General features: G+C 70.2%; 27 protein-coding genes and 1 riboswitch. Of the genes, 11 read left to right on the top strand and 16 right to left on the bottom strand.

The window, feature by feature from the left end; translation table 11 throughout:
- Window positions 1-153 precede the first annotated feature (153 nt).
- Window positions 154-1,806, top strand: coding sequence for a fumarate hydratase (locus AC07EQ_RS08095; protein WP_478387299.1), 1,653 nt, complete (start codon window positions 154-156; stop codon window positions 1,804-1,806).
- A 98-nt stretch (window positions 1,807-1,904) separates the two neighbouring features.
- On the opposite strand, the gene AC07EQ_RS08090 is transcribed toward AC07EQ_RS08095, so the two are convergent.
- Window positions 1,905-2,240, bottom strand: coding sequence for a hypothetical protein (locus AC07EQ_RS08090; RefSeq protein ID WP_478387298.1), 336 nt, complete (start codon window positions 2,238-2,240; stop codon window positions 1,905-1,907).
- Window positions 2,241-2,508: 268 nt separating this feature from the next.
- On the opposite strand from AC07EQ_RS08090, the gene AC07EQ_RS08085 reads away from it, so the two are divergent.
- Window positions 2,509-3,753 carry a YeeE/YedE family protein gene (locus AC07EQ_RS08085; protein WP_478387297.1) on the top strand — a complete coding sequence of 415 codons (1,245 nt, stop codon included), beginning with the start codon at window positions 2,509-2,511 and terminating at the stop codon, window positions 3,751-3,753.
- Between the two features lie 55 nt (window positions 3,754-3,808).
- Here the strand turns inward: AC07EQ_RS08085 and AC07EQ_RS08080 are convergent, their stop codons facing one another.
- The 4 genes from AC07EQ_RS08080 to AC07EQ_RS08065 form a co-directional block, all read right to left on the bottom strand.
- The gene (locus AC07EQ_RS08080; RefSeq protein ID WP_478387296.1) at window positions 3,809-4,723 is read right to left on the bottom strand and encodes an alpha/beta hydrolase family protein; all 915 of its coding nucleotides are present in this window, start codon (window positions 4,721-4,723) and stop codon (window positions 3,809-3,811) included.
- Window positions 4,724-4,777: 54 nt separating this feature from the next.
- Entirely contained in the window at window positions 4,778-7,462 is a 2,685-nt protein-coding gene (locus AC07EQ_RS08075) for a bifunctional acetate--CoA ligase family protein/GNAT family N-acetyltransferase (RefSeq protein ID WP_478387295.1), read from the bottom strand.
- Between the two features lie 10 nt (window positions 7,463-7,472).
- Window positions 7,473-8,648: an acetoin utilization protein AcuC gene (locus AC07EQ_RS08070; protein WP_478387294.1), complete on the bottom strand. Its 1,176-nt coding sequence runs from the start codon at window positions 8,646-8,648 to the stop codon at window positions 7,473-7,475.
- A 75-nt stretch (window positions 8,649-8,723) separates the two neighbouring features.
- Window positions 8,724-9,575 carry a sulfurtransferase gene (locus tag AC07EQ_RS08065; RefSeq protein WP_478387293.1) on the bottom strand — a complete coding sequence of 284 codons (852 nt, stop codon included), beginning with the start codon at window positions 9,573-9,575 and terminating at the stop codon, window positions 8,724-8,726.
- A 122-nt stretch (window positions 9,576-9,697) separates the two neighbouring features.
- Between AC07EQ_RS08065 and AC07EQ_RS08060 the strand changes: the two genes are divergently transcribed.
- The 3 genes from AC07EQ_RS08060 (at window position 9,698) to galE (ending at window position 12,603) form a co-directional block, all read left to right on the top strand.
- Complete coding sequence (locus tag AC07EQ_RS08060; protein ID WP_478387292.1) at window positions 9,698-10,393, top strand: iron-dependent transcriptional repressor DtxR; 696 nt, start codon at window positions 9,698-9,700, stop codon at window positions 10,391-10,393.
- Window positions 10,390-11,568: a galactokinase gene (gene galK / locus AC07EQ_RS08055; RefSeq protein WP_478387291.1), complete on the top strand. Its 1,179-nt coding sequence runs from the start codon at window positions 10,390-10,392 to the stop codon at window positions 11,566-11,568. Before AC07EQ_RS08060 ends, galK begins: the two co-directional genes overlap by 4 nt.
- Window positions 11,569-11,640: 72 nt before the next feature.
- Window positions 11,641-12,603 (top strand): UDP-glucose 4-epimerase GalE, encoded by a 963-nt coding sequence (gene galE, locus AC07EQ_RS08050; protein ID WP_478387290.1) that lies wholly within the window; start codon window positions 11,641-11,643, stop codon window positions 12,601-12,603.
- A gap of 44 nt (window positions 12,604-12,647) precedes the next feature.
- On the opposite strand, the gene AC07EQ_RS08045 is transcribed toward galE, so the two are convergent.
- On the bottom strand, window positions 12,648-13,757 hold the full coding sequence (locus AC07EQ_RS08045) for a DUF4192 domain-containing protein (RefSeq protein ID WP_478387289.1): 1,110 nt from the start codon (window positions 13,755-13,757) through the stop codon (window positions 12,648-12,650).
- A 201-nt stretch (window positions 13,758-13,958) separates the two neighbouring features.
- Window positions 13,959-15,740, bottom strand: a complete 1,782-nt coding sequence (locus tag AC07EQ_RS08040; RefSeq protein WP_478387288.1) for a Xaa-Pro dipeptidyl-peptidase — start codon at window positions 15,738-15,740, stop codon at window positions 13,959-13,961.
- Window positions 15,741-15,897: 157 nt separating this feature from the next.
- Here AC07EQ_RS08040 and AC07EQ_RS08035 point away from each other — a divergent pair, with 157 nt between their 5' ends.
- Window positions 15,898-16,197, top strand: a complete 300-nt coding sequence (locus tag AC07EQ_RS08035; RefSeq protein ID WP_093265065.1) for a hypothetical protein — start codon at window positions 15,898-15,900, stop codon at window positions 16,195-16,197.
- On the opposite strand, the gene AC07EQ_RS08030 is transcribed toward AC07EQ_RS08035, so the two are convergent.
- The 5 genes from AC07EQ_RS08030 to AC07EQ_RS08010 form a co-directional block, all read right to left on the bottom strand.
- Window positions 16,145-16,558 carry a hypothetical protein gene (locus AC07EQ_RS08030; protein ID WP_478387287.1) on the bottom strand — a complete coding sequence of 138 codons (414 nt, stop codon included), beginning with the start codon at window positions 16,556-16,558 and terminating at the stop codon, window positions 16,145-16,147. The two genes, AC07EQ_RS08035 and AC07EQ_RS08030, sit on opposite strands and share 53 nt — an antisense overlap.
- A gap of 2 nt (window positions 16,559-16,560) precedes the next feature.
- A complete protein-coding gene (locus tag AC07EQ_RS08025) occupies window positions 16,561-17,316 on the bottom strand; it encodes an SDR family oxidoreductase (RefSeq protein ID WP_478387286.1) in 756 nt (251 codons plus the stop codon).
- Window positions 17,317-17,497: 181 nt separating this feature from the next.
- A complete protein-coding gene (locus AC07EQ_RS08020) occupies window positions 17,498-18,646 on the bottom strand; it encodes a methyltransferase (protein WP_478387285.1) in 1,149 nt (382 codons plus the stop codon).
- A gap of 283 nt (window positions 18,647-18,929) precedes the next feature.
- Complete coding sequence (locus tag AC07EQ_RS08015) at window positions 18,930-20,111, bottom strand: MFS transporter (RefSeq protein WP_478387284.1); 1,182 nt, start codon at window positions 20,109-20,111, stop codon at window positions 18,930-18,932.
- A 73-nt stretch (window positions 20,112-20,184) separates the two neighbouring features.
- Complete coding sequence (locus AC07EQ_RS08010; protein ID WP_478387283.1) at window positions 20,185-20,781, bottom strand: TetR/AcrR family transcriptional regulator; 597 nt, start codon at window positions 20,779-20,781, stop codon at window positions 20,185-20,187.
- A 151-nt stretch (window positions 20,782-20,932) separates the two neighbouring features.
- Here AC07EQ_RS08010 and AC07EQ_RS08005 point away from each other — a divergent pair, with 151 nt between their 5' ends.
- Window positions 20,933-21,328, top strand: coding sequence for a hypothetical protein (locus tag AC07EQ_RS08005; protein WP_478387282.1), 396 nt, complete (start codon window positions 20,933-20,935; stop codon window positions 21,326-21,328).
- A 1-nt stretch (window position 21,329) separates the two neighbouring features.
- Window positions 21,330-22,253, top strand: coding sequence for an NAD-dependent epimerase/dehydratase family protein (locus AC07EQ_RS08000; RefSeq protein ID WP_478387281.1), 924 nt, complete (start codon window positions 21,330-21,332; stop codon window positions 22,251-22,253).
- Window positions 22,254-22,426: 173 nt separating this feature from the next.
- Here the strand turns inward: AC07EQ_RS08000 and AC07EQ_RS07995 are convergent, their stop codons facing one another.
- On the bottom strand, window positions 22,427-22,819 hold the full coding sequence (locus AC07EQ_RS07995) for a cupin domain-containing protein (protein WP_478387280.1): 393 nt from the start codon (window positions 22,817-22,819) through the stop codon (window positions 22,427-22,429).
- Window positions 22,820-22,870: 51 nt separating this feature from the next.
- Here AC07EQ_RS07995 and AC07EQ_RS07990 point away from each other — a divergent pair, with 51 nt between their 5' ends.
- Both AC07EQ_RS07990 and AC07EQ_RS07985 read left to right on the top strand, forming a co-directional pair.
- A complete protein-coding gene (locus tag AC07EQ_RS07990) occupies window positions 22,871-23,878 on the top strand; it encodes a helix-turn-helix domain-containing protein (RefSeq protein ID WP_478387279.1) in 1,008 nt (335 codons plus the stop codon).
- Between the two features lie 59 nt (window positions 23,879-23,937).
- Window positions 23,938-24,366 (top strand): hypothetical protein, encoded by a 429-nt coding sequence (locus AC07EQ_RS07985; RefSeq protein WP_478387278.1) that lies wholly within the window; start codon window positions 23,938-23,940, stop codon window positions 24,364-24,366.
- Between the two features lie 3 nt (window positions 24,367-24,369).
- Here the strand turns inward: AC07EQ_RS07985 and AC07EQ_RS07980 are convergent, their stop codons facing one another.
- The 3 genes from AC07EQ_RS07980 to AC07EQ_RS07970 form a co-directional block, all read right to left on the bottom strand.
- A complete protein-coding gene (locus AC07EQ_RS07980; RefSeq protein ID WP_478387456.1) occupies window positions 24,370-24,444 on the bottom strand; it encodes a hypothetical protein in 75 nt (24 codons plus the stop codon).
- A complete protein-coding gene (locus AC07EQ_RS07975) occupies window positions 24,432-24,731 on the bottom strand; it encodes a tetrahydrofolate dehydrogenase/cyclohydrolase catalytic domain-containing protein (protein ID WP_478387277.1) in 300 nt (99 codons plus the stop codon). The genes AC07EQ_RS07980 and AC07EQ_RS07975 overlap by 13 nt, the downstream gene beginning before the upstream one ends.
- 25 nt (window positions 24,732-24,756) lie before the next feature.
- Window positions 24,757-24,852: riboswitch (ZMP/ZTP riboswitch) on the bottom strand.
- A gap of 4 nt (window positions 24,853-24,856) precedes the next feature.
- Window positions 24,857-25,369, bottom strand: a complete 513-nt coding sequence (locus AC07EQ_RS07970) for a hypothetical protein (RefSeq protein WP_478387276.1) — start codon at window positions 25,367-25,369, stop codon at window positions 24,857-24,859.
- Window positions 25,370-25,449: 80 nt separating this feature from the next.
- On the opposite strand from AC07EQ_RS07970, the gene AC07EQ_RS07965 reads away from it, so the two are divergent.
- Window positions 25,450-26,040 (top strand): TetR/AcrR family transcriptional regulator, encoded by a 591-nt coding sequence (locus AC07EQ_RS07965; RefSeq protein WP_478387275.1) that lies wholly within the window; start codon window positions 25,450-25,452, stop codon window positions 26,038-26,040.
- Window positions 26,041-26,124: the final 84 nt, after the last annotated feature.

The raw sequence follows: 26,124 nt of genomic DNA, 5'->3' as shown, positions 1-26,124 counted from the left end.
GATGAGACGTTCGACCGCCAGCCTCGCAGGTGCTCCGCCGCGCCACCAGGGCGGGCGATCCGTCACACCTGGGCCACCCCCGTGGACGCGCTGATCGACCGCGCGGTTTTATTGGTCATCGCGTAACCCGAACGCGCGCAAAGGAGCCGCGACGTGCCCACCACGTTCGATTTCACCGAGGTGCTCCCCCTCGGCCCCGACAACACCGACTACCGCCTGGTGACCACCGAAGGCATCCGAGTCGTCGAGGCGGCCGGGCGACGATTCCTCGAAGTCGAGCCGACCACGCTCACCGCCCTGGCAACCGAGGCGATCAAGGACATCCAGCACCTGCTGCGCCCGTCCCACCTGGCGCAGCTGCGCGCGATCGTCGAAGACCCGGAGGCCAGCCCCAACGACCGGTTCGTGGCCACCGACCTGCTGCGCAACGCGTGCGTGTCCGCCGGCGGCGTGCTGCCGATGTGCCAGGACACCGGCACCGCGATCGTCATCGGCAAGCGCACCGAGACCGTGCTCACCGGCGGTCGAGACGAAGAGGCGATCGCCAGGGGCGTCTTCGACGCCTACCAGGACCTCAACCTGCGGTACTCGCAGATGGCGCCGCTGAACTTCTGGGACGAGCGCAACACCGGCAGCAACCTGCCCGCGCAGATCGAGCTGTACAACAAGACCGGCACCGACCCGGCCTACGAGTTCCTGTTCATGGCCAAGGGCGGCGGCAGCGCCAACAAGACGTTCCTGTACCAGGAGACCAAGGCCCTGCTGAACCCGACGCGGCTCGGCCGGTTCCTGGAGGAGAAGCTGCGCTCGCTGGGCACCGCGGCCTGCCCGCCGTACCACCTGGCGATCGTGGTGGGCGGCATGTCCGCCGAGTTCAACCTCAAGGTCGCGAAACTCGCCTCGGCCCGCTACCTCGACGAGCTGCCGCGGGAGGGCTCGGCCTCCGGGCACGCCCTGCGCGACGTCGAGATGGAGCAGCAGGTGCTGGAGATGACCCGGCAGTTCGGCATCGGCGCGCAGTTCGGCGGCAAGTACTTCTGCCACGACGTGCGGGTCATCCGGCTGCCGCGGCACGGCGCCTCGCTGCCGGTGGGTGTCGCGGTGTCCTGCTCCGCGGACCGCCAGGCCAAGGCCAAGATCACCCCGGAGGGCGTGTTCCTGGAGCAGCTGGAGCGCGACCCGGCCCGCTACCTGCCGGACGTGGTCGACGAGCAGCTCTCCGACGAGGTCGTCAAGATCGACTTGAACCGGCCGATGGCGGAGATCCGCGCGGAGCTGTCCAAGCTCCCGGTCAAGACGCGCGTGTCGCTGACCGGCCCGCTGGTGGTCGCCCGCGACATCGCGCACGCCAAGATCGCCGAGCGGCTGGACGCCGGCGAGCCGATGCCCGAATACCTGCGCGACCACCCCGTGTACTACGCGGGCCCGGCCAAGACGCCGGAGGGCTACGCCTCCGGCTCGTTCGGCCCCACCACCGCCGGTCGCATGGACGCCTACGTCGAGCAGTTCCAGGCCGCGGGCGGCTCGCTGGTCATGCTCGCCAAGGGCAACCGGTCGGCGAAGGTGACCGAGTCCTGCCACACCCACGGCGGCTTCTACCTCGGTTCCATCGGCGGCCCCGCCGCGCGCCTGGCCCAGGACTGCATCCGCAAGGTCGAGGTGCTGGAGTACCCCGAGCTCGGCATGGAAGCGGTGTGGCGCATCGAGGTCGAGGACTTCCCCGCGTTCGTCGTCGTCGACGACAAGGGCAACGACTTCTTCGCCAACTCCACCAAGCCGACCCTGCAGATCTCCTTCGGCCGCTGACCACACACCGGTACTCCCGCAGGAGCCCCACCTCCTGCGGGAGTACCGGTTTCAGCTCAGCCGATCGACGCGATTGGCAGGTATCACGTGGTCACCGATCAGCGTGGAACCTTGACATCTCGTTGTTCCAGAACGACCTTCCGCGCGTCCAGCGGCGCGTCGAGCTGCACCGCCACCGGCGGGTAGCGCAGGTCCATCGTGCACATTCCCGGTGGTTCCGGGGTTTCTTCGACCAGCACCACCTTCACGTGGTCGGCGGTCTGTTCGGCCAGCTCGGCGTGCACCTTGCTGCAGCCGCCTTCCTGACCGGTGGCCACGACGACCACTCCGCCGTCCTGGGTCCAGACCTTCTTCGGATATCCCTTGGGGAGCAACGACACGTCGACCGCGGTCTCGGCGACCGGAGCGCGTTCCTGTTCGGGTTTCGGCTGCACCGGGCCGGGCGGAGCCGGGGGCTGGCCGCCGAAACCAACTTCATTGGATGGCTGTTGGGCGCAGGCTGCCAACGCTACGAGCAGAACACCCGCGCCCACTGCGGTTTGTAGGCGTCTCATGCCCTAAGGACGGAGCGCCCCGCACGGCCGGTTGCGCGAAATCCGCACCGAGTTGGATCCACATCTTTCCCACATTTCGAAACGGCTGGTGGTAGACGGCCTGCGCGTGGTTTCGTCGACGAATCCGCTTCACATCCGGGAGTGAGGAATGTCCACCACCGCCACACCTGCCACATCCGCCACTGCGGCCCCAGCACCGCAGGGCAAGCCGCAGTGGGTTCCGCTGACCGTCGGGTTGATCGCGGCCGTGGCGCTCGTGACCGCTGCGGCCGTTGTGGTCGGCGTGAAGTCCGCCGTGCTGGCCGGGCTGGGCCTCGCGCTCGGGCTGACGCTTTTCCACTCCCGCTTCGGTTTCACCTCGGCCTGGCGGCAACTCGTCTCGGTTGGACAGACGTCGGGAGTCCAGGCGCACCTGCTGATGCTCGGCGCGGCGTCGATCTTGTTCGCCCCGATCCTGGCCGGCGGCGTGACGTTCTTCGGTGCCACACCGGAGGGAAACGTCGAACCACTCGGGCTCGGGCTGGTCGTCGGCGCGGTCCTGTTCGGCATCGGGATGCAGCTCGGGGGCGCGTGCGCATCGGGCACCTTGTTCGCCGTCGGCGGCGGGAACACCTTGCTGGTGGTCACGCTCTTCTTCTTCATCTGCGGTTCGGTGCTCGGTGCGCTACACCTTCCACTGTGGACCTCGGACGCGATCACCCTCGGATCGTTCTCCCTCGCCGAGGACACCGGGCTCGGCTACTTCGGCGCACTGGTGGTTCAGCTCGCCGTGCTCGGCGCGATCGGTTACGCCGCAACGCGATGGGCTCGGCGGCACAACGCGCCCCCGGCGGGCCGCCCGCCGACGGCGCGCGGGCTTTGGCGCGTGCTGCGCGGCTCGTGGCCGCTTTGGGTCGGGGCGCTCGTGCTGGCCGGGCTCAACGCGGTCGTGCTGCTGACCCGCGGCAGCCCGTGGGGCATCACCTCGGCGTTCGTGCTGTGGGGCTCGAAGGCTCTGCAGGCGGTGGGTGTGGACGTGACGAGTTGGCCGTACTGGCAAGGGGAACGCGCAGCGACCCTGACCGGTCCGGTGCTGGCCGACTCCACCTCGGTGCTGGACTTCGGGATCATCGTCGGCGCGCTCGTGGCGTCGGCGGCGTCGGGCGCTTTCGTGCTGGCCAAGCGGTTGCCCGCGAAGGTCGTGTTCGCTGCCGTGATCGGCGGCTTGCTGATGGGTTACGGCGCGCGGCTGGCGTACGGCTGCAACATCGGCGCCTACTTCTCCGGGATCGCCTCGTTCTCGTTGCACGGCTGGGCCTGGGGCCTGCTGGCGCTGGTCGGCACCTGGGTCGGGCTGAAGCTGCGCCCCCTGTTCGGGCTCGACGTCCCCAAGCCGACCGACTCGGTCTGCTGACGCCCGGTGGGGCGGATTTCCCGCCCCACCGAAGCGATCGGCTTCCGCGACCTCGCTAGGCGTGCACCGAGGAATCGACGGCGGCGATCCAGTCCCGGACCCAGCGGGACAGTTCGCCGCCGTTGCGCACCCAGTTGAAGTGGCCCAGGTTCTCCGCGCCGGACGCCGCCCGGGTGTAGTGCTTCTCAGTGCGCGGCGCCCGCCCGGCTTTCGCCGCCAGGTGGTCCACCGAGGACTTCGGGGCCAGCCGGTCGCCCGCGACGCTGACGGTCAGCAGCGGCTGCCGGACTTCCCGCAGCGCCGCCTCGTACTCGGTCGTCGAGCCGTTGAGCCGGTAACGGCCGGTGCGGGCCTGCCGCGCCCAGTCCTGCATCAGGTCGGTCGCTTGGCGGCCGCCGAAGCCGAACCGGTGGCCGGGCCAGTAGCCGATCAGCGCCGACGTGGCCGCCACCAGCTGCGTGCCGAACAGGGTGCGGAGCTTGTACATCCCGGGGAAGCTCCCGAACCACACCGAACCGGAAGCCACCAGTGCCACGCCCTGCACCCGGTCCGGACGGCATGCCGCGTGCAGCAGTGCGATCTGGCCCCCCAGGCTGTGCCCGAGCAGGAACCGCGGCGCCTGCGGGAAAGCGGCGTCGACGAGATCGAGCACGCCATCCACGTCGTCGATCATGCTCTGGTAGCCGAAACGCACGCCGCGGGCGGCCGACGGTTTGCTCTCGCCCTGCCCGCGCGCGTCGAAGGTCACCACCGCCAGGCCCTGGGCGTGGAGATCGGCGACGAACGGGCGGTAGTACCTGGCGGGCACGCCCATCGCTGGGAGCAGGACGACCACCGGACTGGCGGGATCGTCCTGCTTGGCGGCGCGCACGGTCAGCCGGTGCGCGCCGGCCGAAACCTGCCCGAGCACCAGGGAAGCCTGGTCGCCCGAACCGTTCTCGGCGTTGTTCTCGACGGTCTGCTCGTCCACGCCGCCAGATTAACGGAACCAGTCAGTTTCGGGCAGTGTGCCGCGTCGCAGCGATCAGCGCAGCCGCCGCGGACCGGCGTCCAGCGCCTCCGGCGACGCCCGGATGCCGACCCTGGCCCCGGCGACCACGGCACCCGTCGGCGAGGCGAGCACCGGCTGCAGCGCCAGGTCGCGAACCTCCGGCAGGTCCTCGGCCAGGGTCGCCACCCGCAGCACCAAGTCCTCCAGCGCCGCGAGATCGGCCGGTTCGGTGCCCCGGTACCCGGCCAGCAGCGGCGCCGCCCGAGGCGCGCGCACCAGCGCAGAGACGTCCACATCGGACAGCGGTAGCGCACGGTACGCCTTGTCCCCGAGCAATTCGCTGGCCACCCCGGAAAGGCCGAACGACACCAGGGTGCCGAACGACGGGTCCTCGGTCAGGTCGATGACGCACGAAGTGCCCCGGGCCGCCATGCGTTGCACGTAGACCTCGTCGATCCCCGAGACCTGCCGGATATCGGCGTACGCCGACCGCACGGCATGGGCGCTGCCCAGGTCGAGTCGGACCCCCACCAGATCGTTGCGGTGCCGCAGTTGATCGCTCGCCGACTTCAGCACCACCGGGTAGCCCAGCTCCTCCGCCACCGCGACGGCTTCTTCGACGCCGGTGACCAGGCGAAACGGCACCAGGTCGATGCCGTAGCAGCCGAGCAGCCGCACCGCTTGGGCGTCGTCGAGGTCGGTGATGCCCTCCGCGAGCCAGCCGTCGACCAGCGCCCGCGCCCGATCCTCGTCGATCTCCGGCGGCCGCACGAAATGCCCCTTCGGCGCGGCGCGCCACTGCGCGTACCTGGTGACCCGCGCGAGCGCCAGCACCGACCGCTCCGGGCTCGGGTAGGACGGCACCGAGCCCTTGCCGGTCAATCCGTCCGGGCCGGGAACCACGAGCTCGTCGGGCACGCCTTCGGCGGCCAGGAACGTGGTCACCACCGGCTTCGAACGCGCGACACCGGCTTCCTGCAACGCCTCCCGCAAGGCGCGGGCGTACGCGGTGCCGGGAACCGCCACCGGCGGGGCGAACACCGTCACCAACGCGTCGACGTCCGGGCGCAAGGCGGCGTCGCGGACCGCCGCCGCGAACTCCTCCGGCCCCGCCGATGCACCCACGTCGACCGGGGCGCAGGCCAATTCCAGCTGCTGCGCCTGCGCCACGTCGGCTGCGATCATGCCCAGCGCCGAGGAGTTGCCCACGATCGCGACCCGGTCGCCCTGCGGCAACGGCTGGTGCGCCAGCAGCAACGCGGTGTCGAACATCTGCGCAACCGACTCGACCCGGATGACGCCGGACTGCTCGAACAACGCCTGCACGCTGGTCTCGTCGATCTGCACCGACGTGGCCGCCAAACCGGGACGCACCGCGTTGCGACCCGACTTCACCACCACGACCGGCTTGCTGCGGGCCAGCCGCCGCGCCAACCGGCCGAACTTGCGCGGGTTGCCGAAGGACTCCAGGTACAGCAGCACGACATCGGTGGCCGGGTCGGTCTGCCAGTACTGCAGCAGGTCGTTGCCGGACACGTCGGCGCGGTTGCCCGCCGAGACGAACGTCGACAGCCCGAGGCCGCGCTCGGTCGCGGTGGCCAGGATCGCCACCCCGAGCGCGCCGGACTGGCAGAAGAAGCCGGTGCGGCCGCGGCCGGGCAGCTGCGGTGCCAGGCTCGCGTTCAACCGGAACTCCGGATCGGTGTTGACCACGCCCAGTGCGTTGGGGCCGACCACGCGCATGCCGTGGACGCGCGCAGCCCGCACCATCTCGCGTTCCACCTCGCGGCCGTCCGGGCCGGCCTCGCTGAACCCGGCGCTGACGATGACCAGGGCCTTCACGCCCTTGGCCAGGCAGTCGTCGAGCACCCCGGTCACGCCGGCGGCCGGAATCGCCACCACCGCCAGGTCGACCTCGTCGGGGATGTCGAGCACCGAGGGGTAGGCGCGCACGCCGCGCACCGAGCGGTGCTCCGGGTTGACCGGGTAGACCGGGCCGGTGAAGTCCGCCGTGAGCAGGTTGGTCAGCACCGCGTGGCCGATCTTGGCGTGGTCGGTGGACGCCCCGATCACCGCCACCGAACGCGGCCGCAGCAGGTTGTGCACGCTGCGGGCCTCGGCCGCCTGCTCGCGGGCGCGGGCCACGGCCACCGACTCCTCGGTCGGGTCGATGTCGAACTCCAGGTGCACCACGCCCTCTTCCATGGCCCGGCTCACCTGATAACCGGCGTCGCGGAAGACCCGGACCATGGTCGAGTTCTCGGCGAGCACCTCGGCCACGAAGCGCCGCAACCCGCGTTCCCGGGCCGCGGCGGCCAGGTGCTCCAGCAGGATCGATCCCAGGCCGCGCCCCTGGTGCTGATCCTGCACCACGAACGCGACCTCGGCCGACTGCTGCTCGCCGAGCCTGTCGTAGCGGCCCACCGCCACTATGTCGTCGCCGAGCAGCGCCACCAGCGCGACGCGGTCGACGTAGTCGACGCGGGTGAACCGCTCCACGTCGCGCTGGGGCATTCGCGGGTACGGGCCGAAGTAGCGGTAGTACCTGGTCCGGTCGCTGAGCCGCCCGTGGAAGGCCACCAGCTTCTCGGCATCGGCTTCGGTTATCGGCCGCAGGTGCACGGTGCCGCCGTCGGACAGCACCACGTCCGCCTCCCACCGGCGGGGGTAGTCCGCCCGCGGGGTGGCCGCTTCCTGCTGTTCCACTACTCCGTCCACTTCGGACTCCTCAGTCGCGGCTGTCGACCGGGTCGAGACCGTGCAACGGAAACACCGCGTGCCGGGTGTCGCGAATCGAGGTGTCCACCGCGGACGCGGTGACCCCCGACCACCGCTGGAAGGCCGGGTCGGCCCCGTCGGTCATCGAAGTCGGCAGCGGAACGTTGTCCGCGACGCGCACGGTGTGCGCGATCCAGTCCTCCGGGATGGTCGTCTCCGGGGCGAGGTCGCGGTCCAGCAGCGTCGCCAGCAGGTGCGTCCAGGCGCGCGGCACCACCCGGAACAGCGAGTAGCCACCGCCGCCCAGCGCCAGCCACTTGCCGCCCGCGCAGCTGTCGGCGAGTTCTCGCAGGTCCTGGTAGGTCGCACGCTGCCCGTCGACGCTCATCGACAGGTCCGCCAGCGGGTCTTCCCGGTGCGCGTCCGCGCCGCACTGCGTCACCAGCACCTGCGGCCGGAACGCGTCGAGCACCGACGGCACCACCGCGTGGAAGGCCCGCCGCCAGTCGGCGTCACCCGTGCCCGGCGGCAGCGGGATGTTCACGGCGGTGCCGTCGGCCCCGCCGGAGCCGATCTCCGCGGAGAACCCGGTGCCCGGCCAGAGCGTCAGCGGGTGCTGGTGCAACGAGATGGTCATGACCCGCGGGTCGTCGTAGAACGACGCCTGCACGCCGTCCCCGTGGTGCACGTCGACGTCGAGGTAAGCGATGCGCTCCACGCCCTGCTCCAGCATCCACGCGATGGCCACCGAGCAGTCGTTGTAGACGCAGAAGCCCGCCGCGCGGTCGGCCATCGCGTGGTGCAGTCCGCCGGCGATGTTGACCGCCCGGTCGGCCTTGCCCGACACGATCTGCTCGGCCGCCCGGATCGAGGCGCCCGCGATCAGCGCCGATGCCTCGTGCATCCGGTCGAAGATCGGGTTGTCGTCGGTGCCCAGCCCATGGCCGACCTCCCAGCCCGCCATCGGCGCCGAGCGCACCGCCGCCATGTATTCGGCGGTGTGCACGCGCTCCAGGTCCGCGTCGGTGGCCGGTTCGGGCTTGATCGTCTCGACGCCGTCGAGCACCCCGAGCTCACAGGCCAGCCGCATGGTCAGCTCCAGCCTGATCGGATGCAGCGGGTGTTGCCCACCCAGGTCGTAGCCGAGCACCGACTCGTCCCACACGACCGCGCACTGAGAACCCATGCCCCGGACGCTACCTGCCCTGTGTCGGCCAACACAGTGTTCCGAGTCACCCGCGCGCACCGGCGGAACGATCTGTCATCCGGCCTCCGATCCGGTCGCGGCCGGCCTCGCCGGGTCCGCCGACCAGTTCGACCACGAGCCCGCGTACAGCACCGCCGGGCGCTGCCGGTCGGACAGGCCCGCGTGCTCCAACGCGAGCAGGACCGAACAGGCGGTCACGCCCGACCCGCAGTACGCCCCGACCGGGCCCGCCGCATCGACGCCCAGGCCGGCGAAGTGCTTCGCCAGCTCCGCAGGGGACCGCCACCGGCCGGACTCCGCCACGTGCGCCGCGAACGGCGCGTTCAGCGCGCCCGGAATGTGCCCGGCCCGCGGATCCACCGGCTCGACGTCGCCGCGGTAGCGCTCCGGCGCACGGGCGTCCAGCAGCGTGCCTTCCCTGGCGAGCCGGGCAGCGGCGTCCGCGTCCACCACTGGCATCGAGCCCGGCCGGACCCGGAAGTCACCCGCCGCGGGCTGTGGGAGGTCCGTCGTGGTGGTTTGCCCCGCCGCCACCCAGGCCGCGTAGCCGCCGTCGAGCACCGCCACCGACTCGTGTCCCGCCCAGCGCAGCAGCCACCAAGCGCGGGCCGCCACCGAACCGTTGTCCGCGTCGTAGACGACCACCGGGCGCTCGGCGTCGACGCCCGCCCTGCGGAACACCGCCTCGAGGTCGGCCGGGTCGGGCAGCGGATGGCGTCCCTCGGGGCCCGGTTCGGCCGCAAGCTCGGCGTCCAGATCGACGAACACCGCACCGGGCAGATGCCCCTTTTCGTAGTCCTCCCGGCCCGGCGGCCCGAGCAGCGACCACCGGACGTCGAGGAGCGTCGGGGGCGGCTGCCGCCGCAACGTGGCCATGAGATCATCAGTACTGATCAAAGGATGCATGACGGCCCTTTCGTAGCCCGGCGACGAGGTCTGTCGGAAATCCTGGAAGTCAACTCCCGGACCACTGACCGCTGTCGCCCCGGGCGACTAGCATCGTGGTTGGGACTGAATGGGGAGCCGACGTGAACGATCTCATCGATACCACTGAGATGTACCTCCGCACCATCTACGACCTCGAAGAAGAGGGCGTGGTTCCGCTCCGGGCCCGCATCGCCGAACGGTTGGAGCAGAGCGGCCCCACGGTGAGCCAGACGGTCGCCCGCATGGAACGCGACGGGCTGCTGACCGTCGCCGAGGACCGCCACCTCGAACTCACCAAGGCCGGCCGCGCCCGCGCGATCAGCGTGATGCGCAAGCACCGCCTCGCCGAACGGCTTCTCGTCGACGTGATCGGCCTCGAGTGGGAGCACGTCCACAATGAAGCGTGCCGCTGGGAGCACGTGATGAGCGAAGCCGTCGAGCGCAAGCTCGTCAAGCTGCTCGGTGGTCCCACGACCTCGCCCTACGGCAACCCGATCCCGGGGCTCGACGAGCTCGGCGTGGACCACGTCGAGGCGCCGGCCGACGGAGACCTGCAGCGGGTCGACGAGATCGCCCGCAGCGGCGGGGGTCGCGCCGTCATCCGCCGCATCGCCGAGCACGTCCAGCTCGACCCCGACCTGATGACCGAACTGAAGGACGTCGGCGTCGTGCCGGGCAACGAGGTGGAGATCATGTCGGTGGTCGGGCCGAACAAGCCGATCGAGGTCCGCGGCCAGAACGGCAGCACCGAGCTGTCGGTCAGCATCGCGCACGCGGTCATGGTGCGCACCAAGTGAATCCGGCGGACCGCGCGGCGGCGTTGTTCGCCGACGAGCACGGCGGCGCGGCGAGCGCGGTCTGGTCCGCCCCTGGGCGGGTGAACCTGATCGGGGAGCACACCGACTACAACGACGGGTTCGTGCTCCCCTTCGCCCTGCCGCACCGCACCGCCGTCGCCATCCGTCCCCGTCCCGACCGGTTCCTCTCCGTCGCCACTCTCGGCAGCGACGGACGAGTGCACCGCGCGCCCGTCGTGTCGCTCGACGAGCTGAGCCCCGGCACCACCACCGGCTGGGTCGCCTACCCGGCCGGTGTCGCATGGGCCCTGCGTGAGGCCGGGTTCCCGCTCGGCGGTGCCGACCTGGTGATCGTCGGCGAGGTGCCGACCGGTGCCGGGCTGTCGTCCTCCCACGCCCTGGAATGCGCGGTGGCGCTGGCGCTGCTCGACACCGCGCGGCTGGCGCCTGGCGAGCCGAACGCCCCGAGCCTGGGCGAGATCGCGCGCCTGGTGCAGCGTGCGGAGAACGACTTCGCCGGGGCGCCGACCGGCCTGCTCGACCAGACCGCGTCGCTGGCGTGCACCGCGGAACACGCGCTGTTCTACGACGTCCGCTCCGGCGACTCCGAGCAGATCCCGTTCGATCCCCGCAGCGCCGGCCTGGAGCTGCTGGTGATCGACACTCGCGTGAAGCACTCGCACAGCGAGTCCGGTTATGGACAGCGGCGGCAGGGCTGCGAACGCGCGGCGGAACTGCTGGGGATCAAAGCACTTCGCGACGTGCCCGGCGATGACCTCGCGGCGACCCTGCCGAAGCTTCCGGAAGAACTCCGACCGCTTGTCCGGCACATCGTCACCGAGAACGGCCGGGTGCTGGCCACTGTGGACGAACTCCGCGCCGGCCGGTACGCCGAGATCGGCCCGCTGCTGATCGCCTCCCACACCAGCCTCCGCGACGACTACCGGGTTTCCAGCTCCGAGCTGGACCTCGTGGTGGACAGCGCGTTGGCCGCCGGCGCGCTGGGCTCCCGGATGATCGGCGGCGGCTTCGGGGGCTCGGCCATCGCACTGGTGCGGGCCGACGACAGGCACCGCATCGAGCGCGCCATCCGGGACGCTTTCGAGGGGCGGCACCTCGCGGCGCCCCGCTTGTTCACAGCGGTACCCTCCGCCGGTGCGGGGCGGGACCGGTGACCACCGGGCGACCGCTCCCGCCTGCCGGTTGACGGCGCCCTCAGAAGATCTCCCACGGAAGGCAGTACGCAGGTGAAGCTCCTCGTCACAGGCGGCGCAGGCTACGTCGGAAGCGTGTGCGCGGCGCGCTTGGTGGAAGCCGGCCACGAGGTCGTCGTGGTCGACGACCTGTCCACCGGGCACGCCGACGCGATCCCGGACGGCTGCAAGTTCGTCGAGGCCGACATCTCGACGGCGGCGAGCGAGCTGCTCTCGGAGCCGTTCGACGGCGTGCTGCACTTCGCGGCGAAGTCGCTGGTCGGCGAATCCATGCAGGACCCGCAGAAGTACTGGCAGGGCAACGTGGCCACCTCGCTGCGGTTGCTGGACGCGATGCGTGAGCACGGCACGCCGCGGCTGGTGTTCTCCTCCACCGCCGCGACCTACGGCGAGCCGGAGGTCACGCCGATCACCGAGGACACCGCGACGCGCCCGACGAACACCTACGGCGCGACGAAGCTGGCGATCGACCACGCGATCACGTCCTACGCCGCCGCCCACGGCATCGGCGCGGTCAGCCTGCGGTACTTCAACGTCGCCGGCGCGCACGGGGCGTTCGGCGAGCGGCACACGGTCGAGACGCACCTGATCCCGATCGTGCTGCAGGTCGCGCTCGGCCAGCGGGAGCAGGTGCAGATCTTCGGCGAGGACTGGCCCACCGCCGACGGCACCTGCGTCCGCGACTACATCCACGTCACCGACCTCGCCGACGCCCACCTGCTGGCGTTGCAGAGCGCCGCCCCGGGCCGGCACCGGATCTACAACCTCGGCAATGGCACCGGCTTCTCCGTCAAGCAGGTGATCGACACCTGCCGCGAGGTGACCGGCCACCCGATCCCGGCGAAGGTCGCGCCGCGCCGGGCCGGTGACCCGGCGACGCTGGTGGCGTCGAGCCAGCGCGCGCGGGAGGAACTGGGCTGGACGCCGCAGCGCGCCGACCTTGAGGTGATCGTGCGGGACGCTTGGGAGTTCACCCGGCAGCGCCAGGGATCCTGAACGCCGCCAAGGCATTTCGCTTCGGATCGTCTCGTCGTGATTCATCACCAGGCTCCGTCCTCTTCGAGCATGATCTGGGCGTCTTCGGCGGCGTCGCGGGCGATGACCGCCAGGTCGGCCGGTGAGATGCCGGCTTCGATGGCCTGCCGCAGCAGGATCCCGAGCCGGTGGTCGGGTTGGGCCTGCTCGATTCGCTCCAATGCGGCGCCGGCCAGCACCCCTTCGCCCCGCAGGTAGGCGGAGAACGCCAGCAGCGCGGCGACCTCGGGAAGTTCCGGGTCGGGGGCCTTGCGGACCAGGGTCAGCCACAGCTCTTCGGCTGCCCTGGCCGCATCGCCCAGCGCTGTGCCCAGGGCGATGTCGCGAACCCTGGTGTCGGACACCGCGACCAGCACGCGCAGCAGGTCGTCCTCGGTGAGCGCGGCACCGCTGCCGACGCGTTCGATGGCCGCGAAGACGATCCGGACGTCGCGGGCGACCTTTCCCGGGTCGTAGCCCTCGGCGCGTTCCTCGGCCAGCAGGTCGAGCTTCGCCGACCAGCGCGCCAAGACCTCGTCGGACTCCGCCGCGACGAGCGTCCGCAGCTCATCGCGGCTTCCGAAGGTCACCGCCCCCTCCGCGGCCAGCGCCGCGCCGACCGCTGAACCCCGCGGATCGGCGATCACACCGGAGCAGCCCGGATCGGCGTAGCACTCCCACTCGGCACCGGCTCGGATCTCCGGCACCCACAACGCGTGGGCCGTCGCGACCCCGGCGCGGTGGAACGCGCCGCGGATCACTTCGATCAGGTCGGCGTGCGGCGGACCGGTATCGCGATCATCCACCGTGGATCGTTCGAGGCTTTCGCATCGCCCGGCACAGGCGTCGCCGCAGGCCGCGGTGCTGGTCTTCTCCCCGACGACGACCAGGATCACGGCTTCTATCCGCCGTTGACCCAATGGGCCGTCGAGCAGGTGCTCACCGAAGCCGCACACACCCATCGGGCATGGCAGGTCGGTGCGCAGCGTCACGCCGAACGTCGGCGTTTCCGCCACGTCGTGCAGGGTCAGCACCACCAGCGAATGCACCGGGTGGAACCCGAGCATGTGCGGCACAGCGGCGATCAGGTCGGCGGGCTCGGTCAGCGAGATGGTGGCGTTGAGTCGTGTTGTCATGCCGCAACGATCGACGCCGAACCCGCGTCGACGAAAGGGCATTTTCGGAATCTGTGGACAGATCCGTCCGTTGTGGACAACTCGGCCGACATAGCCGATATATCCACTATGGAGTGACGATCGGCCGGGCCAATCGCATCACTACTTCGACGCTAACTCTCCGTTTCCACGCCTCAATCGCGAATCTTCGTCGCGGTCGGCCTACTCGACCGACCCGACGATCGGCAGTCGGAACCGAGTGCGGGACAGGTCGAGCTCCAGCCCGGCACCCGGCTTCGGGCGCAACGTGAAGTCGTGGTCGCTGGACAGCACGACGATCCCGAGCCGGTGCCCCGGCGCGAACATGTAGTCGTCGGGCTGCATCACCACGTTGATCGAGTAGTTCTTCCCCGGCTCGATCGGCGACGTCCGGTCGATCGCGTGCCGGTTCTGCGGATCCGCCCAGCCCCGGGTGACCACCGTGACCGCGCCGTCCGGCGCTTGGTCCACCAGCAGCGCCGTCACGTTGGCGGCCGGCCGGTCGAAGGTCAGCGCCAGTTCGGCCCGAACCGTGCCGCTGACCCGGGCCGGAGCCGCCAACGGGGCGCCGAAGTAGGCGAGCCGGTTCGGCGAACTCGGCGCCGTCGCGAGGTCTTCCGCCAACTGGCCCGCGTCGTCGCGCAGCGACTCCGACACCCGGCCGGGAACCCGCGCGGCTGTGAGCCCGCCTCGCTCAGGGCCACCCGGGGTGGGCCGCAAGGTCACCTCGCGGGTGTCCGGCGCGGGCCACTCGGCCTCGTCGGCCCAGCTGCCGTCCTCCCGCTGCACGGTCGCCCTCGGCTCGCCCTCGACGCCGTTGGGCACGTCGTACAGGTACCGGGTGAACCACCGGTTCAACGTGCGAAGCCACTCCTGCTCCCGCAGCCGGAGCGGGTCGGTGTGCCCCGACTGGTGCCACCAGATCTTGTGCGGCACGTCGTGTTCCCGCAGCGCCGCGTACCACTGCGCGGCCTGCCGGGTCTTGACGTTCCAGTCGTTGAGCCCGTGCACGGACAGCACCGCGGCGTGGACCTTGTCGACGTCGTCGAGGTAGTTCCGCTCGTCCCAGAACGGGCTGTAGTCGCCGGTGATCCGGTCCTGGTCCGCCGTGAGCCGGTCGAGCACCGTCCGGCACGGTTCCCGGTCCGCCCGGGTGTGCACGTACTTGGCCAGCACGTCGGCGTCCTCGCCCTGGTAGCCGCCGGGTGCCACGACCGCTCCGTCGGAACGGTAGTAGTCGTACCAGTTCGAGATCGCGCCGATCGGCACGATCGCCTCCAGCCCTTCGACGCCCGTGCTGGCCACCGCGTTCGGCAGGGTTCCGTTGTAGGAGACGCCCATCATGCCGACCTTGCCGGTCGCCCAGGCCGCCTCGACCGGCGCACCGGAGCCGTCGTGCCCGGGTGCGCGGGAGTTCAGCCAGTCGACCACCGACTTGGCGCCGATCGTCTCGTTCTCGGCACCGGTGGTCGGGCAACCGGTGGACAGCCCGGTGCCCAGCGATTCCCCGTACACCACCGCATATCCCCTGGCCAGCAGGTATTCCTCGTAGGCCCAGCTGATGTCGGCGGCCGCCGCGAGGCGTTCGTCGCCGCCGGCGGTGCGGATGGTCCGGTTGCCCGGTTTCGCTGGCACGTGCAGCTCGGTGTCGACGTTGTGGTACGGGACGTCGTTCCCGCCGGAGAAGTACGGACTGGCCTGGTAGACGACCGGCACCCGCAGGCCCTGCGTCGTTTCCGCCGGCCGCACCACCTGGACGTGCACGACGTCGTCCTGCCCGTCGCGATCGCTGTCCACCGGCGCTGTGACGAACAGGTCCTCGCGCACCGCGTGCGCCGGGTCGAACACCGGTTGTGCCTCGCCGTCCTGGAACACCGGGCCCTGCGGTGGTTCCGCGAGAGCCGGCATCCCGGTGAGCGGCAGGACGCAAACCGCCGCCAGCAAACCCATCCGAACGCGTCGCATGCAGGCTCCCGGGGACCGAAGGGATTTCGACACCAGCACTTTTCTTACAGCGGAACGCGAAGTCAAACACTCCCCCGGCGGGTTTACGCCAGAACCCACCGCTCGCCGCCCAGTAGAGTCAGTGCGGGAGCCGGAACCGAACCCGCGAGGAGCGAGCATGTCCATTCCGTCCAGCCTGTTGACCTCGGCCGGATTGATCGGCGGCTTCGCGGTCGCCCGCGCGACCAAGCACCGGCACTGGGGCGGCGTGGTGGCCGCTGGTGCCGGCTTGGGCGCGATGGAGGTGTGCCGCCGGCGGACCGGCGTGGCGCCGGCCCTCGCGCTGGGCGCCACCTACACAGCGGCGTTGGCCGGCTCGCACCCGCTGGCCAAGAAGGTCGGTGCCTGGCCGTCGGTGTTCGCGGTCACCGGCGCGACAGCCGTCGCCGCTCACCTGCTGGCAAAGCGCCGCGGGTGAGCACCAGCAGCACTACCGGGATCGTCGCGATCACGACGAGCGCCACCACCAGCAACGTCCCCGCGGTGTGCGGCGGATGCGCGGCATGGAACGCCAGGTGCGGAACCGCCCAGACGAGGTTCGACGTCAACGCGACGTAGACCAGTGTCCGTTCCAGGAGCACCGCACCCGTGCCGAGCACCACGGCCATGGCGAGGTTCATCGCGCCGAAATCGCGGAAGAGGTGCTCGTTGAACGGCGGGTAGTCGCCCACCGTCGGTACCCGGCCGTAGAACGAATGCGGGAAGAGCAACGTCCAGGAACCCACTGCGACGTGCACGAACGTCAGGAAGATCAAGCCTGCCCGCAGCCAGGCGCGCACCGTCACCGCCCGGCCAGGAAGTCGTCGAAGCTGATGCGGCCGACGGCGTTGTCCGGGGCGAGGTGACCGCCTCGGCGGTAGGCGTCGAACGCCGCCACCGGCAACCTCACCGGCAGCAGGATTCGGCGGCGCCCGGTCGAACCCAGGTAGGCCCGGGTCAGGTCGCGATGACTGCGGACCTCCGGCCCGCCCATGTCCGCTACCCGGCCCGCCGGCGATCCGGCCGCGAGCTCGGCCAGGCGCTCCGCGACGTCGCGGACGTCGATGGGCTGGAAGTTCACGCCGGCGAGCGTCGCGACCACCGGGGACCGGCGCTGCGCCGAGGTGATGCGGGCGATCAGGTCGTGGAACTGGGTGGTCCGCAGGATCGTCCACGGCAGCCCCGAGCTCGTCACCCGCTCTTCCGCTTCGAGCTTGGCGCGGTAGTACGGGATCGGCACCCGGTCCACGCCGACGATCGAGATGTAGACCAGGTGCGGAACGCCGTTGCGGCGCGCGGCATCGATCAGGCATTGGGTGGCCGCCACGTCCTTGCGCCCCAACGTGGTGGCGCAGTGCACGATCGCGTCCACATCGGAGGTCGCCGCATCGATGCCCGCTCCCGTGCGCAGATCCCCGGTCGCCCACCCGTGCTGGACGTTCTCTGGTCGCGGGCCGCGACTGAGCACCCGCACTTCGTGCCCGGCGTCGAGCAGCTGCCGCACCACTGCCCTGCCCAACGTGCCCGTCCCGCCTGTTACCAGGGTCGGCTTCTGCATTTACCCGTCCTTCCTGAGCTGGTCACCGGTAGGACGAGGCGGCCCTGCCGGATGTGACAGGTCATCCGCCCGGCGAGGGTGCCACGGCCGCAGCACCCTCGCCGGAACCGACGCGGTCCGCTCTCACCAGCGCACGAACAACCAGCTCAGAGCCGCGTGCAGCAAGACGACTGCCCCGAGGCTACGTCCGGATGGTGTCGTCCCCAACCGGCGCGAGCCGCCACAACGTCGTGACTTCGGCGGCTCGGGCGGCGTGCAGCGGATCGGTGGGATCCCCGGCCTTCGGATGGCTCGGCCGGGCTTCCGATCTCCCGACGATGCGGAGCCCGGCCCCGCTGATGGCCGCGAGCAGGTCGTCTCGGGTGCGCAGTCCGAGTCGTTCGGCGAGATCCGAGAGGATCAGCCAAGCCTCGCCGCCCGGTTTCAGGTGTTCCGGCACCCCGGCGAGGAATTCCAGGAGCATCCGGCCTCCCTGGTCGTAAACGGCGTGGTCGAGCAGCGAATGGGGTTTCGCCGGCAGCCACGGCGGGTTGCACACGACCAGTTCCGCGCGCCCGGGCGGGAACAGGTCGGCCTGCACCGGCTCGATCCGCCCGGCGAGGCCCAGCCGCCCGGCGTTGTCCTCGGCGCACCGGACCGCCCGCGCCGAGGTGTCCGTGGCCACGACGCGTTCGACGCCGCGGCGGGCGAGCACTGCGGCCAGCACACCCGTCCCAGTGCCGATGTCGAAGGCGATTTCCGCCGGGGGCATCGGACTTCCGGCGACCAGGTCCACGTACTCGCTTCTGGTGGGGGCGAAAACGCCGTAGTGCGGGTGGATTCGAGCGCCGAGCGCCGGGACCGGAACGCCCTTCCGGCGCCATTCGCTAGCCCCGATCACGCCGAGCAACTCCCGCAGCGGGACCACGTACGGAGTGTCCGCCGGGCCGTACGCCTCCTGGCACGCCGACCGGACATCAGGCGCGCGCCGCAGGTTCAACGCATGGCCGGGATCGAGTCGCACCAGAACCAACGCCAGCGCGCGTGCTCGGCGCGCCTGCTGCTGTCGATGCAGCCGGAACGACTCGGCAGCGGACGAGCCGCCTCGCCGTTTCGGCTGGAGGCGGCGAGACACGGCGCTGAGCAGTTGGCGCGCGTTGTGGAAGTCGCCGTGCCACAGCAAGCCCGTTCCGCGCGAGACCAACCGATGCGCCTCGTTCGCGGACATCCGGTCATCCGCGTCGACGATCCGCGCCGGTGGGCGGAAACCGTTCGCCGAAAGCCAGCGGAGGGCACCGCTTTCGGAAACGACGTGCTGCGGGCGCGCAGCACTGCTAGGGGAAGAATTCATGAACCGCTCCTGCTGATGCGGCCGAGCGCAGGTCAGCGACCTGCGAAAGGTGAGAAGTGGACGGCTTGCGCCCCGGCACCCGGCGAGCAACAGCGGAGTCGCTGGATCAGCACGAACATCCCGGCCAACGGGCACGGGCACGTCGATCGGCCGGTGGGGGCAGCAGCCCGGAACTAACCGACCACAGCAGCATGAATCGGTGTCATCACGTCACGGAGTCTAGCCGAACGGCATGAGTGGCAGTGGCTCGCCTGGGCGGCCACCGCCAACTCACGACTGCGGGCTACTGGCTCGCGAGGCTCGGCTCCGCGGCAGGTTGCGCCGCAGGCCGCCGCAGGCGGGCGAGGTCGGGCAGGAGCGTGACGATGCCGATCGCAGCCAGGCCCGCGCCCAGCCAGAGCGGCGCTCGCAGACCGAATCCGTCGATGACCAGCCCGCCGATCCAGGACCCGATGATCACGCCGAGCGTGATGAAGGACGAGTGCACCGTGTTGACCAGCGGCCGGGCGTTGCCGGTGCGCTGCACTCGGGTGATCATCGCCGGGTTCATGGTGACCCCGACCAGGCCGATGCCGAGCATGAAGACGACCGCGGGCACGCTGAGGTGCGCCAGCAGCGCGAAGCCGATGAGGAAGCCCGCGTTCAGGACCAGCCCGCCGAGCAGGACCGGGATCGTGTACCGGTCGGCGAGGCGTCCGACGATCGTGTTTCCGACCACCGTGGCGGCGCCATAGGCGACGAGCAGCAGCGGGACGGTGCCGGTGCTGAACCCGGTGACCTGGGTGAGGATCGGGTTGAAGTAGCTGAAGGCGGCGAAGGTAGCGCCGATGATGAGCGTGCTGGTGGTCAGCACCATCCACAGCTTCGGCTTGCGGAACGCGGCGAGCTCCTGCCGGAAGTTCCCCTCATCGCCGACTCGCCCCAGCTTCGGCACGCCGAGCGCGGTGCACAGCGCGGCGATGACGGCGAGCGCGGCGATGGCCCAGAACGCCGCCCGCCAGCCGAACCGCTCACCGACCAATGTGGACAGCGGCATGCCCAGCAAGGTGCCGAGCATCAGGCCGTTCATCACGACCGCGATGGCCCGACCGCGCACCTCCGGGCGGGTCAGCTGCGCGCTGAGCGAGATGGCGATCCCGAAGAACGCCTGTGAAGCCACGCCGGTCACGATGCGGGCAACCAGCATGAGGCTGTAGCCGGTGGCGGTGGCCGCGAGCAGGTTGCCCGCGAGGAAGATCGCGAACAGGGCCAGCAGCGCGAGTTTCGGGCTCATCTTCAGCAGCGCGACGGTCAGGAACGGTCCGCCGAAGGCCATCGCCGCCGCGAAGGCCGTGATGAGGTAGCCGATCTGCGGGATGGTCGCCGAAAGTCCCTCGGCCATCTGCGGCATCAGCCCGGCGACCACGAATTCGCTGGTCACCATGGCGAAGATGCCGAGGGCGAGTATGTAGACGGCGCGTGGCATGACGCTCTCCATATTTTAGATTGATCAGTTCAAAACTTGGGCATGAAAGGACACGCGGTGGACGAACGCGATTTCAGCGGGCCAACGCGTCCATGGCGGTTTCGGCGATGGACTCGAGGACGGCCCGATCGGCACCGGCCTGCCCGGCGATCCGCATGCCGCCGATCACCGCGTTGACGAAGCGGGCCAGCGAATCGGCATCGCGCGCGGACGCGATCCCGCCATCCCGCTGCCCCGCCTCGATCACGGCCCGCAGGGCGGTCAGCCGCGCCTCGGTGTCGCGATCGAGCAGCTTCGCGGTCTCCGGATCGCGCCCGGCGAGCTCAACGGTGGAGTTGACCGTCAGACAACCGAAGCTGCGCCCGTCGCGGCGGTTCTCCAGCTCGGTATCGACGATCACGGCGAGCAGCGCGCGGATGCGATCCACCTCGGATCGCCCGGAATCCTCCAGGATCGCGAGCTGAACGGCCGAGGTCGTGTTGATGTAGCGGGTCAGCGCGCGCATGAACAGGTCGTGCTTGCTGCTGAAGGTGTTGTAGATGCTGCTGCGCCCGAGACCGGTCGCCTCGCACAGGTCCTGCGTGGAGGTGGCCTCGTAGCCATTCGCCCAGAAGGTGCGCATCGCCGCTTCCAGCGCCCGCTCCTCGTCGAACAACCTCGGTCGTGCCATGCGGCGACCCTACCAAATTTTGTAACGTACTGTCCAATACCGAGGCGGGACACCCGGTCCGCTCGACAAGAGGCGGTCCCGTCACATCCGCCCGGCCGATCTCGTCTGTTGCACGAACGCCGGATTCCGCCCGATCTGGGAGGGCAAGCAGATGAGAACCCGCCGACACGCCTTCATCACGACGGTCACCGTCCTGGGGGCGGTCATGATGGTGATCCTCGGCGCCTGGTGCCGCTTCGCGCCCGCGAGCTTCGCGCAGTGGGCCAACTGGCCGAACCACGAGCACTTCCTCCACGACGCCGGGGTTTTCCAGATCGGCATCGGTCTGATGATGCTCGCCGCGCTGTGGTGGTGCGACGTCCTCGCCGTCGTGCTGGCGGGCTTCGTGTCCACCAACCTCCTGCATGCGATCAACCACATGCTCGACACGGGCGGCGGTCGCCCGTCCGACGGATGGTCCCTGCTGGCCGTTTCGGCCATCGCCGCGGTCGCGCTCGCGGCCCGGATGCGCAGCCTGCGCCGCTCGACGACCAGAACGGAGAACTGACATGAGAATCGTGCTCGCCGGCGCAACGGCAACGATCAGCTCCGAGCTGCTCCCCCTGCTTCTCTCCGCAGGCCACACCGTGCTCGGACTCACCCGCACGACCAGCGGAGCCGAACGCCTGCGCACCGCGGGGGTCCAACCCGTGGTCGCAGACGTGATGGATGCGGACGCGCTGCTCACCGCCCTCGACGGGCGAACCGCCGACGCGGTGATCCACCAGGCCACGGCGATCACCCGCACGCCGACGTTCCACCGCGATCTCTACGCCACCGATGCACTGCGCGAGGAAGGCACGCGCAACCTGCTGCGCGCGGCGAGGAGCCTGGGCGCAACCCGTTTCATCACGCAGTCGTTCTTCCTCGGCTACGGCTGGCGCGACCACGGCCCGGCCCGCCTCACCGAGGAACACCCGTACGGGCAGCCCGGTCGCGGCGGGTTCGACCGCCACCTGCGATCGCTTCGGTCCAATGAGGACCAAGTGCTCGGCGCGGCGGGCATCGACGGCATCGCGCTCCGCTACGGCTTGTTCTACGGGCCCGAGCGGTCCACCCTCTCGATGATGGACATGGCCCGGCGACGCCGGCTTCCGGTGCCCCGCCCGGCGGGGACCATGCACCTCATCCACATCGCCGACGCGGCCTCCGCGACGGTCGCCGCGCTCGAACGCGGCCGCGCCGGCCAGGCCTACAACATCGTCGACGACGAGCCCGTCGGCATGGACGACTACCTCGACGCCGTGGCGGCCGCCGCCGGCGCACCCGCTCCGCGCCGGATTCCCAGCTGGCTGCTGCGCGTCACCCCCTACCTGCATGCCCTGCTGGTCGGCACGCACATCCGGCTGGACAACGGCAAGGCCAAGCGCGAGCTGGGCTGGGTGCCGCAGTTCCCGACGTACCGGGAGGGCCTGCGGTCGGTAGCCGCCTGACCCGAGCCGCCCTCCGCTTGTCGGCTCGCCTGACCGGGACGCGGCGCGGGCCAGCAGCATGGAGCACGGCATCGACGACGCGACGTACCGCCTCGCCGAAATCGGCGCATGAGCCGGGACTCGCGCGATCGCCGAGGGGAACGGGGAACCGGACGGCTCCCCGCTCCCACCGGTCAGGCGAGCGCGCGCCCGGTGGTCGCCGTGATGTGGTCGGGGATCCGGTCATGCCGGTCGCCGACGTTCGACGTCCCGGTCGGCTCGAACATCAGGATGGACGCACCGCCGGTCGAGAACGGGCGGTGCTCGACGCCGCGGGGGACGACGAAGACCGATCCCCGGGGCAGGGTGACGACGCGCTCGCCGCCGGCGTCGCGCAGCCCGATGCCCAGTTCTCCTTCCAGGACGAGGAAGAACTCGTCGGTGTTGTCATGGCTGTGCCAAACGAATTCGCCGGCCACCTTGGCGATCCGGACGTCGTAGTCGTTGACCTGCGTGACGATCCTGGGGCTCCACAGGGCATCGAAGGCCCCCAGCGCGGCTTGCAGGTCGATCGGTTCATCACTCACAACGCGATCCTGTCCGGCGACGAGTCGCTGCGGGAGTGCTAGGAATTGCACATGCCGCAAGAATCCTCGCACCGGGTGGCCGTGATCGTCGACGAGGGCTCGAACCCGTTCGAGCTGGGTGTGGCCACGGAACTGTTCGGATTGCGCCGCCCCGAGCTGGACCGGCCGTGGTACGAGTGCACGCTTTGCGCGGCCGAGCCGGTGGTGCGCATGCACCGCGGGCTGTTCACGATGTCCGGGGTGGCCACCCTGGAAGCGGTCGACGCGGCCGACACCGTGATCGTCCCGAACAGGCCCGATCCCGAGGTGACGCCGGCATCTGCGGTGCTGCAGGCCATCCGGCGGGCCGCCGAGCGGGGAGCCCGGTTGGTGAGCTTCTGCACCGGGACCTTCGCGCTGGCAGCGGCAGGCGTTCTCGACAATCGCCGGGCGACAACGCACTGGCGGTGGGCCGAGTTGTTCGCCGCCCGCTACCCGGCGGTCCGGCTGGAGCCGGATGTTCTGTACGTGGACGACGGCGATGTACTGACCGCCGCGGGCAGCGCTGCCGCGCTGGATCTCGGCCTGCACCTCATCCGCCGCGACCACGGCGCCGAGATCGCGAATGCGGTGAGCCGCCGACTGGTCTTCGCCGCGCACCGCGATGGCGGTCAACAGCAGTTCATCGAACGGCCGGTCGCGGCCGTGCCGGACGCATCCCTGGGCCCGGTGCTGGCCTGGGCACAGCGACGGCTGGATCAGCCGATGGCGGTGGCCGACCTGGCCGAGCGAGCCGCGGTGAGCCCGGCGACGCTGCACCGCAGGTTCCAGGTCGAGTTGGGGACCACGCCGCTGGAGTGGCTCACTTCCGAGCGCGTGACGCTGGCCTGCCGACTGATCGAGCGCGGCGAGCTCCGGCTCGACCGCGTGGCCGCAACGAGCGGGTTGGGGACGGCAGCCAACCTGCGGGCCCAGATGCGTCGCCGGACCGGCCTCACGCCCACTGCGTACCGCCGGAAGTTCGGCCTCCCCGCACCAACCGGCGGAGAACCCGGGCAACGGACAAATGGCGAGCGATAGCCCCGTGCCCCGCGCTACCGTCGAGTGCACCGCCAACCACTGCCCGTCCTGGAGAACCCGTGCCACCTGAACGCCTCTTCGAGATCCAAATCGGCTTCTACGCGACCGAAGAAGACACAGCGCGACTCACCGAAGGATGGACCCGGCTGCTGGACGGCCGCGCAGTGCCGTACCAGCTCTCCGTTGCGCGACAGGAGAACTCGGCGTCCATGCCGCTAGCCGAGTTCTACGAGGACCTCCCCCGGCAGTGGGAGTTCGGGCACCCTGAAGCCGACCCCGGACCCCGGCGGATCCACCAGGTCCGGGTCGGCCTGCTCACCTCCCGCCCGCAGATGGACGTCCTCCGGGACGAGCTCACCCGCGTCATCTGCCCGGACCCCGAGCACAACTCGCCCTGTGCGGTGCCGTGGGAGTCCGGCTACACCGACGGCGAGGAGAGCCCGGACACGGCCGAAGACCTGAACGAGCGGTACGGGCACCTTCGCTGAACGTCAGAGAAGCCCAGCCTGCCGGAATGCTGCCTCGACGGTCTGCTCCATGAGCAGCGCGATCGTCATCGGCCCCACTCCGCCAGGGACTGGGGTGAGCAGTTGCGCCCGGGTACCAATGCTTCCGTCGTGGTGGAAGCCGGAAGGGGAACGTGCCGCGACTCGATGCCGAGCTTCGCGCACCGGTTCCGCTTCATCCGCACATAAGTAGCCGATGCCGGGTCATCGCCGACCAGAACGGTCGCCAGGCAAGGCTTTTCGCCCGTCTGCTGCTCGAATCGCGCTGCGCGCTCGGCGGCACGAGCCATGACCTCGCGCGCCGGTTCGGTACCGGACATCAGGGGGACATCAAGGGTTTCGGCCACGTTCGCTCCTCGGGCGTCGGCCTTCCGATAGCACCCAGGCGCGCGGCTGCAAGCCGGCGATCAGCCGACCCGGGCCGTTCCCCGGTGGTGCTCCACCCGAACGCCAGTCACGACTCGCCCCCAGTTTAGGTGATTCCAGAAGGGGCTTTCGCTGCAGCGCGGGAGAGCAGGTAGCGCAGGGTCAGGCGGTGGACGGGAATCAGCGCCGGCCAGAGGATTCGAGCGGCCCTGCGCTGGTGCTCGACGAAGGTCGCCAGAACGATCGCGGACAATTGCGCGCGCAACACCAGGTTCGCCCGCAGTCCGAGCTTCCAGAAGACTTCCAGGCGAATCCAGTCCGGGTGGTTCTCGCCGATCTGCCAGCCCAAGACGTGCGCTGGGGATCCCGACGGGCCGAGTTGTGCTCCGAACATCGACCAGCCGATCCGGAGGAAGGCACGGACGGGCGCCGGGGCCGATTCGAAAACCTCGCGGATCCAGCGTTCTGCGTCCCAGGGATCCTGGGGATCCTCCTCGTCGGTATCGACGGCGAACGCGTCCTGGTAGTCGGGTTTCGGCAGCGATGCGCGCGATCTGACATCACCGGGAGCGACGGTCGCCTTCACTCTGCCGGTCGCTGTTTCGGTACCAGTCACCATACCCGCCTTACTAGACACATGTCTCGTAACGAGAGGAGCGTACGACTCGTACGAGACATGCGTCAATTAGTGTTTCCCGCATGGGAGCACGACGACGACTGCCACCGGACCAGCGCCGCGGCGAGCTGCTCGAAATCGGCGCGCAACTGTTCGCGACGCGGCCTTACGACGACGTGCTGATGGAGGAGGTAGCGGAGCTGGCCGGGATTTCCCGGGCCAACCTGTACCGCTACTTCGCGAGCAAACGAGACCTGTTCGCCGCGATCTACCAGCGCGCGGCCGACGAACTACTGGACGCGGCGAAGGTCGACCCTGCCCGCCCGATGGCCGAACAGGTGTCGGCGGGACTGGACGCGCACATCGACTACTTCGTCGCCAACCGGCAGACCGTGCTGGCCGCGAACCGGACGTTGTCGGGCGACTCGGTGATCCAGGCGATCATCGCCGACGAGATGGGGCAATTCCGGCAACGCATCCTCAACTCGGCCGAACTCGGCGGCCTGAGCCGCGAGGTCGCATCGGCCGCGCTGCACGCGTGGCTGGTGTTCGTCCGCGCGATCTGCGTGGAATGGCTGACGAACGAAGCGTTCTCCCGCATCGAACTGCGGGAGATGTGCCTCGGCGCACTGCAGGGCGCATTGAGTTCGGCCGCTGCAGCACGTCGAGGCTGATCAAGGAGAGGCGGAACGGTCACCACGGCCAACCGGTTGCCGAGCCGGCTGGCCAACTCCTCCGACTCGCCTCACACCTCACCG

This window comes from Saccharopolyspora sp. NPDC045839 (assembly GCF_056431645.1).
This window is presented reverse-complemented; position numbering and strand designations above follow the sequence as displayed.

What these genes read in the sequence shown, in the direction of transcription:
- AC07EQ_RS08000 (WP_478387281.1), top strand. Translation starts at nt 21,330, where the DNA reads ATGAGAATCGTGCTCGCCGGCGCAACGGCAACGATCAGCTCCGAGCTG.
- AC07EQ_RS08010 (WP_478387283.1), bottom strand. Translation starts at nt 20,781, where the DNA reads ATGGCACGACCGAGGTTGTTCGACGAGGAGCGGGCGCTGGAAGCGGCG.
- AC07EQ_RS08015 (WP_478387284.1), bottom strand. Translation starts at nt 20,111, where the DNA reads ATGCCACGCGCCGTCTACATACTCGCCCTCGGCATCTTCGCCATGGTG.
- AC07EQ_RS08020 (WP_478387285.1), bottom strand. Translation starts at nt 18,646, where the DNA reads ATGAATTCTTCCCCTAGCAGTGCTGCGCGCCCGCAGCACGTCGTTTCC.
- AC07EQ_RS08065 (WP_478387293.1), bottom strand. Translation starts at nt 9,575, where the DNA reads ATGCATCCTTTGATCAGTACTGATGATCTCATGGCCACGTTGCGGCGG.
- AC07EQ_RS08045 (WP_478387289.1), bottom strand. Translation starts at nt 13,757, where the DNA reads ATGACAACACGACTCAACGCCACCATCTCGCTGACCGAGCCCGCCGAC.
- AC07EQ_RS08035 (WP_093265065.1), top strand. Translation starts at nt 15,898, where the DNA reads ATGTCCATTCCGTCCAGCCTGTTGACCTCGGCCGGATTGATCGGCGGC.
- AC07EQ_RS07990 (WP_478387279.1), top strand. Translation starts at nt 22,871, where the DNA reads ATGCCGCAAGAATCCTCGCACCGGGTGGCCGTGATCGTCGACGAGGGC.
- AC07EQ_RS07970 (WP_478387276.1), bottom strand. Translation starts at nt 25,369, where the DNA reads ATGGTGACTGGTACCGAAACAGCGACCGGCAGAGTGAAGGCGACCGTC.
- AC07EQ_RS08005 (WP_478387282.1), top strand. Translation starts at nt 20,933, where the DNA reads ATGAGAACCCGCCGACACGCCTTCATCACGACGGTCACCGTCCTGGGG.
- AC07EQ_RS08070 (WP_478387294.1), bottom strand. Translation starts at nt 8,648, where the DNA reads ATGGGTTCTCAGTGCGCGGTCGTGTGGGACGAGTCGGTGCTCGGCTAC.
- AC07EQ_RS08085 (WP_478387297.1), top strand. Translation starts at nt 2,509, where the DNA reads ATGTCCACCACCGCCACACCTGCCACATCCGCCACTGCGGCCCCAGCA.
- AC07EQ_RS08025 (WP_478387286.1), bottom strand. Translation starts at nt 17,316, where the DNA reads ATGCAGAAGCCGACCCTGGTAACAGGCGGGACGGGCACGTTGGGCAGG.
- AC07EQ_RS08040 (WP_478387288.1), bottom strand. Translation starts at nt 15,740, where the DNA reads ATGCGACGCGTTCGGATGGGTTTGCTGGCGGCGGTTTGCGTCCTGCCG.
- AC07EQ_RS07965 (WP_478387275.1), top strand. Translation starts at nt 25,450, where the DNA reads ATGGGAGCACGACGACGACTGCCACCGGACCAGCGCCGCGGCGAGCTG.